Source organism: Leclercia adecarboxylata (assembly GCF_023639785.1).
In the GTDB taxonomy this organism is placed as follows: domain Bacteria; phylum Pseudomonadota; class Gammaproteobacteria; order Enterobacterales; family Enterobacteriaceae; genus Enterobacter; species Enterobacter adecarboxylatus_D.
In genome coordinates, this window is sequence record NZ_CP098325.1 from 3,136,486 (window position 1) to 3,149,446 (window position 12,961).

The 12,961-nt window shown below is 56.2% G+C and carries 10 protein-coding genes; 1 reads left to right on the plus strand and 9 read right to left on the minus strand.

Features of this window, described 5'->3' with window-relative positions:
• Positions 1–6: 6 nt before the first annotated feature.
• The 6 genes from mglA to NB069_RS14975 all read right to left on the minus strand — a co-directional run bounded on the left by mglA (position 7) and on the right by NB069_RS14975 (position 7,161).
• Positions 7–1,527 carry a galactose/methyl galactoside ABC transporter ATP-binding protein MglA gene (gene mglA, locus NB069_RS14950; RefSeq protein WP_250584781.1) on the minus strand — a complete coding sequence of 507 codons (1,521 nt, stop codon included), beginning with the start codon at positions 1,525–1,527 and terminating at the stop codon, positions 7–9.
• A 71-nt stretch (positions 1,528–1,598) separates the two neighbouring features.
• Positions 1,599–2,597, minus strand: a complete 999-nt coding sequence (mglB, locus tag NB069_RS14955) for a galactose/glucose ABC transporter substrate-binding protein MglB (RefSeq protein WP_250584783.1) — start codon at positions 2,595–2,597, stop codon at positions 1,599–1,601.
• Positions 2,598–2,888: 291 nt separating this feature from the next.
• The gene (galS, locus tag NB069_RS14960; RefSeq protein ID WP_250584785.1) at positions 2,889–3,911 is read right to left on the minus strand and encodes an HTH-type transcriptional regulator GalS; all 1,023 of its coding nucleotides are present in this window, start codon (positions 3,909–3,911) and stop codon (positions 2,889–2,891) included.
• A gap of 155 nt (positions 3,912–4,066) precedes the next feature.
• The gene (yeiB, locus tag NB069_RS14965; protein ID WP_250584787.1) at positions 4,067–5,224 is read right to left on the minus strand and encodes a DUF418 domain-containing protein YeiB; all 1,158 of its coding nucleotides are present in this window, start codon (positions 5,222–5,224) and stop codon (positions 4,067–4,069) included.
• A gap of 17 nt (positions 5,225–5,241) precedes the next feature.
• Positions 5,242–5,910 carry a GTP cyclohydrolase I FolE gene (folE, locus tag NB069_RS14970; protein ID WP_250584789.1) on the minus strand — a complete coding sequence of 223 codons (669 nt, stop codon included), beginning with the start codon at positions 5,908–5,910 and terminating at the stop codon, positions 5,242–5,244.
• Positions 5,911–6,027: 117 nt separating this feature from the next.
• The gene (locus tag NB069_RS14975) at positions 6,028–7,161 is read right to left on the minus strand and encodes a YbfB/YjiJ family MFS transporter (protein ID WP_250584791.1); all 1,134 of its coding nucleotides are present in this window, start codon (positions 7,159–7,161) and stop codon (positions 6,028–6,030) included.
• 140 nt (positions 7,162–7,301) lie between these two features.
• Between NB069_RS14975 and fghA the strand changes: the two genes are divergently transcribed.
• Positions 7,302–8,138 (plus strand): S-formylglutathione hydrolase, encoded by an 837-nt coding sequence (gene fghA / locus NB069_RS14980; RefSeq protein WP_250584793.1) that lies wholly within the window; start codon positions 7,302–7,304, stop codon positions 8,136–8,138.
• 74 nt (positions 8,139–8,212) lie between these two features.
• Here fghA and cirA read toward each other — a convergent pair whose 3' ends face one another.
• The 3 genes from cirA to yieE form a co-directional block, all read right to left on the minus strand.
• Positions 8,213–10,183, minus strand: coding sequence for a catecholate siderophore receptor CirA (gene cirA, locus NB069_RS14985; RefSeq protein ID WP_250584795.1), 1,971 nt, complete (start codon positions 10,181–10,183; stop codon positions 8,213–8,215).
• Between the two features lie 191 nt (positions 10,184–10,374).
• Positions 10,375–11,844 (minus strand): amino acid permease, encoded by a 1,470-nt coding sequence (locus NB069_RS14990; RefSeq protein ID WP_250584797.1) that lies wholly within the window; start codon positions 11,842–11,844, stop codon positions 10,375–10,377.
• A 178-nt stretch (positions 11,845–12,022) separates the two neighbouring features.
• Entirely contained in the window at positions 12,023–12,892 is an 870-nt protein-coding gene (gene yieE, locus NB069_RS14995) for a DNA-binding transcriptional regulator YeiE (protein WP_250584799.1), read from the minus strand.
• Between the last annotated feature and the right edge of the window lie 69 nt (positions 12,893–12,961).

Consider the following 12,961-nt stretch of genomic DNA (forward strand, 5'->3'; position numbering starts at 1 on the left):
CTGATCTTAAAGGTGCAAAGACGCAAGACGCAAAATTTCGTTTTGCGTTGTCGTTTTGGTGTCAACAATTCCGGCAACGAGACCATTGCTCATAACCAGAATACGATCTGTGATCCCTAACAATTCCGGCATTTCGGAAGAAATAATAATAATCCCTTTATCTTTCTTGGCTAATTCAGCAATCAACTGATAGATTTCAAATTTTGCACCAACATCGATACCGCGGGTGGGTTCATCCAGCATCAGAATTTCAGGCTGGGTTAACAACCAGCGTCCAATAATAACCTTCTGCTGGTTACCACCGGAGAGCGAGCCAATCTGCGTGCGATGTCCTGGGGTTTTTACGCGCATGGAGTCAATTACCCACTGGGTATCGCTCTTCATACGGGAATTGTCCAGCAGACCGATTTTGTTTTTGTAATTATGGATATTAGAAATTAAGGAGTTAAAGTTAATATCCAGATACGCATAAATACCGGTCGAGCGGCGCTCTTCCGTTACCAGCGCAAAGCCGTGGTTAATGGCTTCGTTGGCGTTGTGGTTATTAATCTTCTTCCCGTGCAGGGTGATCGTCCCGCCCGATTTCTCGCGAATACCAAACAACGTTTCGACGATATCGGTACGCTTGGCCCCCACCAGACCGGCAATGCCAAGGATCTCCCCTTTATGCAGATCGAAGGAGATATCGCGGATAGAGGGCTGGCGCAACGACGTAAGGTTGCGGACTTCCAGAATCACTTCGCCCGGCTTGTTCTCTTTGTTCGGGAAACGCTGGTTCAGGGAGCGGCCAACCATCATGGCGATGATCTTGTCCATGTCCAGCCCTTCCAGCGGCTGGGTGGCAATCCACTGGCCGTCGCGCAGCACCGTGATTTCATCGCACAGCTGGAAGATCTCTTCCATTTTGTGAGAGATATAAACGATGCCGCAACCGCGGTCTTTCAGCTTACGGATAATAGTGAACAGATGGTTCACCTCTTTCTCCGTTAATGAAGACGTTGGCTCATCCATAATAACGATTTTGGCGTTATAGGAGAATGCCTTGGCGATTTCGATCATCTGCATCTGTGAAACAGATAAGGTACCGACGCGCGCGCGCGGATCGATATCAATATCCAGTTCATCAAAAATAGCCTTGGTGTCACGATACATTTTGTCCTGATCGACAAATACGCCTTTGGTCGGATAACGACCCAGCCACATATTGTCCATAACAGAACGCTGAAGTACCAGGTTAAGCTCCTGGTGAACCATCGAAATACCGTTTTCCAGTGCCTCTTTAGCGGAATGGAAATCGATCTCTTTCCCCTGAAAAAGAATGCTGCCAGAATCTTTTTGATAGATCCCAAATAAGCATTTCAATAACGTTGATTTACCCGCACCGTTCTCCCCCATTAATGCATGAATGGAGTGAGGCCGTACTTTTAAATTAACATTATCCAGTGCTTTAACACCGGGAAAAGACTTGTTGATACCGCTCATTTCCAACAAGTATTCACCGGACGACTGAGTCGTTGTGCTGACCATAATTATACCTTCTCGGCCTCGCGTCGCGTGATAAAAGGGCGCAGAAACTGCGCCCAGTGGAATGCAATAACTTATTTACCGGTGAACTGCGCCAGGTTTTCCTGATCTACGCCAACGTAGGGAACGCGAACAACTTTATTTTCGATTTTCCAGTTAGTACCGTCAGCAGCGCCTTTGCCTTCTGCCAGGTTTTTCGCCAGATCGAAGGTAGCTTTCGCCTGATTGTTAGCATCGTTCAGCACGGTACCGGCCATTGCGCCAGATTTAACCAGTGCCAGGGCCTCAGGCAGGGCATCAACACCAAATACCGGGATAGAAGATTTGTTGTGTGCTTTCAGTGCTTCTACCGCGCCCATTGCCATCGCATCGTTGTTAGCGATAACCACTTCGATTTTGTTAGCGTTCGGACCAGACAGCCATGCGTCCATCTTGTCTTTCGCCTGAGCGGTATCCCACATGGCGGTATCTAATGCCAGCTGCTGGGTTTTCAGACCCTTGTCGTTCAGCTCTTTGATAACGTAGGTGGTACGTGCTTCAGCGTCCGGGTGGCCTGGCTCGCCTTTCAGCAGTACGAACTGAACCTGACCATCTTTGTTCAGATCCCAGTTCGGGTTAGCCGCCCAGTGTTTAGCAATCAGGTCGCCCTGAATAATGCCGGATTCTTTGGAGTCAGTACCGACGTAGAAGGCTTTGTCGTAGCTGTCCAGCGCTTTACGGGAAGGTTCTTTGTTGAAGAACACCACTGGCACGTTCTGGCCACGTGCTTTCTCAATGACGGTACCCGCAGCAGCCGGGTCAACCAGGTTGATTGCCAGTGCTTTCACGCCTTTTGCCAGCAGAACGTCGATCTGGTCGTTCTGTTTGGACTGGTCATTCTGGGAGTCATTCATCAGCAGCTGTACGTCTGGTGCGCCTTTACCCTCTTTCTCGATGGCCTTACGCACAACAGACATGAAGTTGTCGTCATACTTATAGATAGTCACACCAATACGGCTATCTGCAGCGTGCGCGGTGGCACCGAAAAGCATGCTTGCCATAAGAGCAGACAGAGTCAACACCTTCTTATTCATGATATCTCCGATTTTTATGCAGGGTAGTTCGTGTGAATAAGGCTCGGCGGGCACATGTTAAAGAAACGTTACTGCCGGCCGAAGTCCACTTATAAAATTTCTATCTTCCTTGGTCGGTAACGCTCCAGAATGCGTTTTTTTGGATGTTTAACGGACCGTAGCTATAGTCAAAGTGATTAATCACCGTTACATAGCGTTTCAGTTGCTAAAACGCTGACATCATAGACAGCGCATTGTTAAGTTACTGTGAAATTACTCACAAATTGAAAACGGTTACATCACGACGAATTATTAGTTAGTGATCGGAGCCACAATTTGCCGAATGGCAACCGAGTGGCGACGCACTAAAGTCGGCATGAAACAGTGTGTTGCGTCGATATCCAGCTTGCCGGCAGCCCCCTGTAACGCCAGTTCTGTGGCCAGCCGCGCCATAGAGGCGATGGGATAGCGAACCGTTGTCAGCTGAGGGTCCGTGTAACGGGCGATCGGGATATCATCGAAACCAATCAGTGACAGATGCTGCGGCACCGCAATGCCGTTGTCTTTCAGCGCCGTGAGCGCACCCGCGGCCATGCTGTCGTTATAGGCAAAGACCGCGGTCAGCTGCAGGTTACGTCCGAGCAGCTCTACCATCGCCGCTTCCCCGCCCTGCATGTCCGGCGCGCCGGTGCCAATCCAGCTTTCCGAGGCCGTAATGCCCTGTTCCAGCATGGCTTTCTGCCAGCCCTCCCGGCGCATGTCGTCATCCTCAATGCGGTGGCTGGAGGCCAGATAGCCGATGCGCTGATGGCCGTTGTTCATCAGCATTCGCGTCGCCATCATCGCGCCGCTGACGTTATCGAGGCAGACGCAGCGGTGGGCGTAGCCAGGGACGATGCGGTTAATCAACACCATGCCGGGGATCTGCTCCATCAGGGCGGAAAGCTCTTCATCGCTTAACGCTTTTGAGTGCACGATCAGGGCGTTACAGCGCTGGCGAATCAACACCTCTATGGCGTTGCGCTCCTTTTCCGCTTCGTGATAGCTGTTGCCGATCAGCACATATTTGTTGTGCTCCTGAGCGACCATATCCACGGCTTTTACCAGCGCACCAAAGAAGGCATCCGACACATCCATCACCACCACGCCGATGGTATCGCTGACCTGCGTCGCCAGCGCCTGGGCGTTCGCATTCGGCCGGTAACCCAGCGCCGTGACGGCTTTCATCACGCACTCACGCGTTTCCGGACTGACCAGCGCGCTGTTATTAAGCACCCGGGAAACGGTGGCGACAGAAACGCCCGCCTGACGCGCGACGTCACGAATGGTGATCATATTCACCACCCTTATTTAGATTGCAGCAACTCACAGACACCCCCTGTGTTTAGCAAGGTGACTATTCTGGCAGCGAGAAGAGGAGGACTACGTGAAGAAGGTCACAAGGATGAAAACGGTTACATCCGTTTTGTTAATGATTGTGATCCAGATCGTTATCCGGATGTATTACCTGATGAAACCCCTGACGCACGCGCGGTCAATTGACGCCACAGCCATTCCAGCGGCCCCTGGCGGAAATGACGCAGCCAGAGCACGGAGAAAAGGATATTCACCAGCCAGATGGGCAGTACGAAGCCCAGCAGCTGCAGGCGGTCGAATTTCATAAATAAGCCGAGATGATAGAACAGCGTGGTGCAGATCAGCGTCTGCAAAATATAGTTGCTCAGCGCCATGCGCCCCACGCAGGCCACCGCCATCACCAGCCTGAACCGGCAGAGCTGCGGCCAGAAACCGTATATCAGCGCGGCATAGCCAATGGTCTGGAACGGGGCGCTCAGCTCGCGCGGCGCCTGCAGCAGGAAGGCGCACCAGCGATAATCCCAGCCCACATACCACTGGGCGATCACCGCCGGGAGGTTAATAGCCAGCCCCACCAGCACCAGCCACATCCCGGTACGCCGGTAGTGGCGCTGGCTGAACTCGCCCTTCAGCCAGCCGGTACGCATCAGCGCGGCGCCGATCAGCATCATGCCTGCCAGCTGCCAGCCATACTGCGCCCCAAGGGCCAGCAGACTGTTGCCAATCATATCCGCCCGGTTGCTGATGGCCTCCATACCGCCGCCCACCTTCCAGTACTGCTCATACTGGAGATTCGCCGCATCCGGCACCCAGGAGCGGTTGGTCGACCCGCCTGAAATAACCCCCAGCAGCAGCAAAATGGCCACGCCGATCGCGAACAGCACTACGCCGGTGTTAAAGAGATTTTTCACATCATGCGCGTCGCGGATGATGCGCCAGCAGATCAGCCCCACCAGCCCGTAGGCCAGCAGAATGTCGCCATCCCAGAACAGCAGCCCATGGATAAAGCCGAACAGCACCAGCAGAGAGAGCCGGGCCTGGATCCAGCCTTTACCGCGTTTCAGTAACAGCTGAAGGCCAGCGCCGAACAGCAGCGCAAACAGAGTGAGGAATTTGACCTGCGCAAAGAGATCCAGCCCAGCCCATGTCCAGGCGTCGCGGAGGGTGATATCGCCATACCAGGCGGGATTGAGGTAAGCGGCCTTCGGCAAACCGAAGCCGCTTATATTCAGCAGCAGGATACCCAGAATAGCGACGCCACGAACGAAATCCAGCGTGACATTTCTTTCCATGTACCCTGCCCTGACGATTAGCTAACGTGACGGACGGCGCGCAGGAACTCCTGGCGGGTATTCTGGCTCGATTTGAACAGACCGCCCAGCGAGGTGGTGGTGGTGGCGCTGGTCGCATCACGAATACCGCGCGCTTTCACGCAGTAATGCACTGCATCAATCGATACCGCCACGTTGTTAGTGCCAAGCAGCGTTTGCAGCGCGATAAGGATCTGCTGGGTCAAACGCTCCTGCACCTGCGGACGCTGGGCAAAGAACTGCACGATACGGTTGATTTTCGACAGACCAATCACCGCATCTTTCGGGATGTAGGCCACGGTCGCTTTACCGTCGATGGTAACAAAGTGATGCTCGCAGGTGCTGGTCAGGGTGATATCGCGCACCGTTACCATCTCATCGACCTTCATCTTGTTTTCGATGACGGTGATTTTCGGGAAATTGGCGTAATCAAGGCCGGAGAAAATCTCATCGACATACATTTTGGCGATGCGACGTGGGGTCTCCATCAGACTGTCATCACTCAAATCGAGATTGAGCAGCTGCATGATTTCGGTCATGTGCCCGGAAATAAGACGTTTACGTGTTTCGTTGTCCATCTCCTGAACCGGTGGGCGCAGCGGCGTTTCAAGGCCGTGTGCTACCAGCGCTTCATGGACAAGGGCAGCTTCTTTACTCATTGATGACATTCTTTTCTCCTGCAGGTGTGGCGCTCTTCTGCCCTCCGTGGGGCAAAATGTGCACTCATTGTGCGCGAGGCGGCGAGCATAATCCAGTATTCACCGCGATAATTATTCCAATTGCCGTTACCTTTCAACCTGACGCTGCCAGACCAGTCCGCCCGCAATAAACAATGCGATACCGGCAAGGCCCAGCGCGGGCTCAAGCTGATGGGTAAGCCAGCTCGACAGTGCCGAGGTCATCGGGCCAATCAGCTGCCCGACCGCATAGCCGGTGGTGAGTAAACCGGCCATGTAACGCGTGTGATTCGGCGCCAGCTCGCGCCCGTAAAGCAACGAGAGCTGCACCGCACACAGAAATCCGCCCCCGACCAGCAGCGCACCGGTCACCAGACCGGCCATCCCCGGCATCAGCCAGGCGGCAATCACGCCCACCGCCTGCAACCAGAGCACCACCGCCAGCCGACGGTGGCTGGTAGAGACGTGGCGCAGGGCAATACTCAGGGCAATCCCCAGCATCGAGGCGACCCCGAACACCGGCCAGACAAACTGGGCAAAGGCGCTGCCAGGAAAGCGCAGCGCCGCCATCTGCGACAGAAACGTCGCCGGGAGGATGTAACCAAACCCGGCGAGGCTGTAGCTCCAGACCAGACGACGCAGATCCCGGGTCAGGGTCAAGGGCTCCGGCGTGGTGCCCGGACGATGCAACTGCCCGGTGCGCGGCAGGTAGCGGGCCACCAGCGCGACAAGCACCAGCGCCAGCAGGCCGTAAATTTGCCAGGCGGCACTGGCCGACAGCGCCTGGGCCTGGATCCACACCGCCAGCAGACCGCTTATCGCAATGCCCGCCCCCGGCCCGGCAAACACCGCGGCACTCAGGCCCGGCTTGCCGAAATGGGCCAGCCGCTCGTTGGTCCAGGCGGCGATGAGCACCATCGACCAGCCGCTCATGCAGCCAATCACAAAGCGCAGAAGCCCGTGGATCACCGCGTTATCCGCCACGGCGGAAAGCAGGGTCAGCGCCACCGCGCCCGTAATCCCCAGCCATAAACGCCCTTCGACAAACCGGTGCGCGCGCATGGCATCCCATGCCCCGACCAGATAGCCAAGATAGTTCATTGCCGCCACCAGCCCGGCGCTGGTCAGGGTGAGTTCGCCCGCCGCAATCATCAGCGGCACCTGCGGGGTAAAGGCAAAGCGCCCTATTCCCATCGCCACCACCAGAACCACAAATCCGCTGAGCGCGATACGCAGCGCCATGACCACTCCAGATGTTAAAGTTTCGTAAATTCATGATGCAGGATATGACGTCAATGCGGAAGTGAAAGTTACTCACACGTAACTGAATTATCTGTATTATGGCTTTCCTGACCGATATCACCTTTCATAAGGAGCCCTGCATGGAACTGCTCGAAGAGCACCACTGTTTTGAAGGCCGACAGCAGCGCTGGCGTCACGACTCCAGGGTGCTGAACTGCGCAATGACGTTCAGCATTTTTCTTCCTCCGGTAATCGGCAGCGCAAAACCGCCGGTGCTGTACTGGCTCTCCGGCCTGACCTGCAATGACGAAAACTTCACCACCAAAGCGGGTGCCCAGCGCGTGGCGGCTGAACTGGGAATTGCGCTGGTCATGCCGGACACCAGCCCGCGCGGTGACGACGTGGCGGACGATGCCGGATACGACCTCGGTAAAGGGGCCGGGTTCTACCTGAACGCCACCCGGGCTCCGTGGGTGCAGCATTACCGCATGTACGATTACCTGCGCGACGAGCTGCCGGGGCTGATCCAGGCGGAATTTGCGGTAGCGGATCGCAGCGCGATCAGCGGCCATTCGATGGGCGGGCACGGTGCGCTGGTGATGGCGCTGAAAAACCCGGGTAAATACGTCAGCGTGTCGGCGTTTGCGCCGATTGTGAACCCGGCCCAGGTCCCCTGGGGGCAGAAAGCGTTCACACATTATCTGGGCGAAGATGCCGCCACCTGGCAGGAGTGGGACAGCTGTGCGCTGATGCTGGCCAGCCAGCCGGAACAGGCGATCCCGACCCTTATCGACCAGGGCGATGCCGATCAGTTCCTCGCGACGCAGTTACAACCGGCAGTGCTGGCGGAAGCCGCGCGCCAGAAGGGCTGGCCGCTGACGTTACGTATCCAGCCGGGGTACGATCACAGCTACTATTTCATTGCGACCTTTATTGAAGATCATCTGCGCTTCCATGCGCAGCAGCTGTTGAAGTAAGTGCGGCCTGATGCCCTCACCCCAACCCTCTCCCACAGGGAGAGGGAGTCAATCGCCGCCCGGCGCTTTAACCATCAGAAGCGGTAATCCACCGCCATAAAGTAACGGCGCCCTTCTTCGGTGTAGCTGTAGTCGTCGCGGCTGAGATCTTTATCCAGCAGGTTCATCACCCCGGCACGCAGCTTGACGTTTTTGGTCGCCTGCCATGCGCCGCCGGTGTTCCACACCACGTAGCCGCCCGGCGTTGCTGCGCCATCGGTCAGGGCGCGTTTCTCGCCGGTATAGTTCCCCTGCACGTAGAAGGACCAGTCCTGCGTCGCCTGCCAGTCAAGGGTGCCGTTCGCGGTATGGAACGGCAGCTCGGAGAGCGGTTTGTTCTCGCCGTTGCTGATATCACGCCCGTCGTTATAGGTGTAATTCAGCGTCATTCGCCAGTCTTCGGCAATCGGGAACTTCACCTCCGTCTCTACCCCGCGGATACGCGCCTTATTGACGTTGTAGTAGCGGAAAATCGGCTCGCCGTCGACATTCAGCCCGACATAGTTCGGGTAACCCTGCGCCTGGTTGACGTTGGCAGTACGGCTGATGCTGATCCGGTCATCGACGTCATTCTGGAAGGTGGTGATGCTGGCCTGAACGCCTTCTGACCACCCCTCTTCGCCGCTGTAGTAGAGACCCAGCTCGAAGCTTTCGCTGGTTTCCGGTTTCAGATCCGGGCTACCGACGATTTCACAGGCGCCACGGCAGGAGCCGGTGGTCCAGTCCGGGCTCAGCTGCAACAGGGACGGCGCTTTGAATGCCGTTGCCCAGCCGCCCTTCACCGTGACGGTATCGGTGGCGTTATAGACCAGGTAGGCACGCGGGCTCCAGTGGTCGCCGTAGGTTTCGTGGTCATCCATACGCACGCCGGTGGTCAACGCCAGCGGTTCGAAAATCCGCCATTCGTCTTCCAGGAACAGCGCATACTGGCTGGCCGAGGTATTGCTGCTGGAGCCGCCGGACAGGTTTACCGGATCTTTCAGCTTATCGTGACGCCACTCTCCGCCGAAGGTCAGCAGCTGGTTGATTTCCCCCAGCGGCAGAACATATTTGCCGTCAACGGAGTTGCTTTCGGACGTAATCGGGCTGGCGTTGCCCGGGTTCTTGTTGTCGACCTTCTCGCCGTAGAATTTCAGCTCGCTGTTACCCACGCCCCAACGGCCGTTATGGCTCAGGGAGTAGTTCTGGCGCTCCAGGCGGTTTTTGTCCAGCGAGTCGGAATCACGATCCTGACGGTCGAAACCATACCCGGCGGTGAAATCGTGGTTTTCGTTCGGGGTCCAGGCAAATTCGACGTTGGCATCGCGGCTGGTGAAGCCTTCGATACGCGGCGTTTCGCCGGTGGCGCTGGTAGAGGAGGTCTGCGGATCGTCTTTATCACGCTGGGATACGCTGCCGAAGGCTTTCAGGCCGAGGACGCCATCCACCAGCGGGCCGCTGGTATAGAACTGGCCGCCGTAGGTATCACCGCGATCGCGATGCTCCTGAAGGGTGGTATCGGCGGTGAGCGTGCCGGTCCATTTCTGGCCGATCTTTTTGGTGATGATGTTTACCACGCCGCCCAGGGCATCGGAGCCGTAGAGGGAGGACATCGGCCCGCGCACCACTTCGATGCGCTCGATGGCATCTACCGGAACCCAGTTTAGGTCGAAATCGTTATGGCGAAAAACGGCGTTGCGCGAGTTGACGCGTTTGCCGTCGATCAGGATCAGCGTATAGCTGCTGTCCAGCCCGCGGATACTGACGCCCTTCCGGTTGTCCCCTTCGTTAGTTAACTGCACGCCCGGCACGTCCTGTAACACATCTTTCAGGTTCTGCACTGGCTTACGCTGCAGATCCTGCTGCGTGATGACGCTGATACTGGCGGGGGCATCCTTCAGGTTTTGCTCGTTGGCCGAGGCGGTAACGACCATTGTGTCGCCAGATTCCGCCGCAACAACCGGCAGCGCCAGGGAAAGAGCAGACGCGCACAGCCCTCCCCGAACGAAGGGATTCAACCTAAACATTCCATTTCTCCATGAGGTAAAAACAGCAAAATCAAACAGGTACTGCTCACATAGCTTTTTTTTATTAAGATGTAATGATAAGGCAAACGATAACTATTATCAATTCAATTGTTAAAAGTTATGTCAAGACGGCATAATGTGGAGAGATAAAAAACCCGCTCGAATGAGCGGGTTAAAGAGAGGCGTTGCGCTTATTTTTTAAAGCTATTCGGGAAATCCATATCTTTATAGCTTACGAACTTCGTCCCTTTCGCCAGCTTGTAACCAAACCAGATAATCAGGAACAGCGGGATACCAATATAGGTGGCCGCCACGCCGCCCCAGTCGATGGTGTCGGCCAGGAAGGCTTCGTAGTTCTGGCCCAGAGTAATGATCAGACACAGCACAAAGGCGAAGATCGGCCCCAGCGGGAAGAACCCGGAACGGTACGGCAGGTTGTTAATATCGTAACCCTGCTTCACATAGCCGCGGCGGAAACGGTAATGACTGATGGCAATACCCAGCCAGGCGATGAAGCCCGTCATGCCGGAGGTGTTGAGCAGCCACAGGTAGACCGTCTGGTTGCCGAACATCGAGGTCAGGAAGCACAGGCAGGCAATCACGGTAGTGGCATACAGCGCGTTACGCGGTACGCCGCCGCGGGACAGCTTAGAGAAGATGCGCGGGGCTTTACCGTCACAGGCCAGGGAGTAGAGCATACGGGTAGAGGCATACATCCCGGAGTTACCCGCCGACAGTACCGCCGTCAGGATCACCGCATTCATCACCGCTGCCGCAGAGAGCAGACCGGCATGCTGGAAGACCAGCGTGAACGGGCTGACGCTGATGTCTTTCACATCGTTACGCAGCAGGCTCGGATCGGTATACGGAATGATCAGGCTGATAATCAGGATGGCGAACACATAGAACAGCAGGATACGCCAGAACACCTGCCGTACCGCGCGGGGAATGTTCTTCTCCGGGTTTTCGGATTCACCTGCGGCAATACCGATAAGCTCTGTCCCCTGGAAGGAGAAGCCGACAATCATCGCCACGCCGATCATCGCCGAGAAGCCCCCGGCAAATGGCGCATCGCCCACCGTCCAGTTGCTCCAGCCTGCCGGTTCGGCGCCTTTGAAGATGCCGACGATCATCGCGATGCCCACGACGATAAAGATGATGACCGTTGCGACTTTGATCAGCGAGAACCAGTATTCCGCTTCACCGAAGCCGCGCACGGAGATGTAGTTCAGCAGGAAGATCACCGCGAGGAAGACGGCGCTCCAGATCCAGCCCGGCGTATCCGGGAACCACCAGGTCATCACCAGCTGTGCGGCGACGAGGTCCACGGCGATGGTGACCGCCCAGTTGTACCAGTAGTTCCAGCCCAGCGCGAAGCCGAAGCCTTCTTCAACATATTTCTGGCCATAGGTAGAAAAAGAGCCGGACACCGGCATATACGCCGCCAGTTCGCCCAGGCTGGTCATCAGGAAGTAGACCATCAAACCGATCAGAATATAGGAAAAGAGCGCGCCGCCAGGACCCGCTGCAGAAATGGTCGCACCAGAGGCGACAAAGAGGCCTGTACCGATGGATCCGCCAATGGCGATCATCGTCAGGTGACGCGCCTTGAGTTCGCGACGTAGCGCGGGCGCTTCTGTGGTTTTAGTTTCGGAAACCATGTGAAAATGCTGTCCATTCAAAAAATGAGGCGCGATTGTAGCAGACGATCGCCAGCTCTTCCGGCACAAATGCCCTGTTATAAGAGAGCTTCATGACCGGTCCAGGATTATAAGTAAAGCAGAGAATGGCATTGGCGCGAGGAATAGATCCCGGCGGGCAAAAGGCCGCCGGGCGGGCTTACATTTCGCAGTAACGCAGGAAACGTTGCAGGGAATTAGAGAGGTGCTTCTGGCGGTGATGGATGCGCCACAGGGTGCGCACCAGCTTGTTCGGCAGCGGAACGGGGATCTCCACCAGGGTGCCACTCTCCAGCTGTTCGGCAATCACCCGGCGCGACAGGCAGCTGATGCCAAGGCCGTGGCGCACCGCATGTTTGATGGCCTCCGAGTTACCCAGCTCCATGCCCATATGAAATTGCGGCAGATGCGAAAGCAGCAGGTAATCGACGATCTCACGCGTGCCCGACCCCTGCTCGCGTAAAATCCACGGCGCCTGCGCCAGGCGTTCCAGCGTGACCTCCTGCTGTAATAAAGAAGAGGCCGGGGAGGCAAAGACCACCAGCTCATCCTCCAGCCAGGGCTCCGCAATGATGTCGGCGTTATGGCATGGCCCCTCGATAAGGCCGATATCCACCCGAAAATCGATCACCGCGTTAATCACATCCTGGCTGTTACCGACGCTCATCTCCAGCGGCAGACCCGGAAAATCCCGGCGGTAGCGGGCAATCACTTCGGGCAGGATATAGTTGCCGACGGTGCTGCTGGCATAGACGCGAATGGCGCCGTTATCCTCGCGAAACAGCTGTTCGATTTCGACGGTCTGCTCCAGCAGCGCCAGCGCACGCGGGTAAAGCAGCCGCCCGTGCTCGTTCACTACCAGCCGCTTCCCTACCCTGTCAAAGAGCTGAACCCCAAGCTGGCCTTCGAGATCGGTCAGCGCAGCGCTGACCGCAGACTGGGAGAGCGCCAGCATCTGGGAAGCCTGGGTCGTCGATCCGCTTTTCAGCACTTCGGCGAAGACTTCAAGCTGGCGTAACGTAATATGCATAGTTGCCATCCGGTACGGTAAGCCGATTGCTTACCACTTATAAAGATTAATTATAAATATATAATCAAT

Coding starts and splice junctions, on each gene's coding strand:
- mglA (WP_250584781.1), bottom strand. CDS start 1,527: ATGGTCAGCACAACGACTCAGTCGTCCGGTGAATACTTGTTGGAAATG.
- NB069_RS14975 (WP_250584791.1), bottom strand. CDS start 7,161: ATGGCGCTGCGTATCGCGCTCAGCGGATTTGTGGTTCTGGTGGTGGCG.
- galS (WP_250584785.1), bottom strand. CDS start 3,911: ATGATCACCATTCGTGACGTCGCGCGTCAGGCGGGCGTTTCTGTCGCC.
- yeiB (WP_250584787.1), bottom strand. CDS start 5,224: ATGGAAAGAAATGTCACGCTGGATTTCGTTCGTGGCGTCGCTATTCTG.
- yieE (WP_250584799.1), bottom strand. CDS start 12,892: ATGCATATTACGTTACGCCAGCTTGAAGTCTTCGCCGAAGTGCTGAAA.
- mglB (WP_250584783.1), bottom strand. CDS start 2,597: ATGAATAAGAAGGTGTTGACTCTGTCTGCTCTTATGGCAAGCATGCTT.
- cirA (WP_250584795.1), bottom strand. CDS start 10,183: ATGTTTAGGTTGAATCCCTTCGTTCGGGGAGGGCTGTGCGCGTCTGCT.
- folE (WP_250584789.1), bottom strand. CDS start 5,910: ATGTCATCAATGAGTAAAGAAGCTGCCCTTGTCCATGAAGCGCTGGTA.
- NB069_RS14990 (WP_250584797.1), bottom strand. CDS start 11,844: ATGGTTTCCGAAACTAAAACCACAGAAGCGCCCGCGCTACGTCGCGAA.
- fghA (WP_250584793.1), top strand. CDS start 7,302: ATGGAACTGCTCGAAGAGCACCACTGTTTTGAAGGCCGACAGCAGCGC.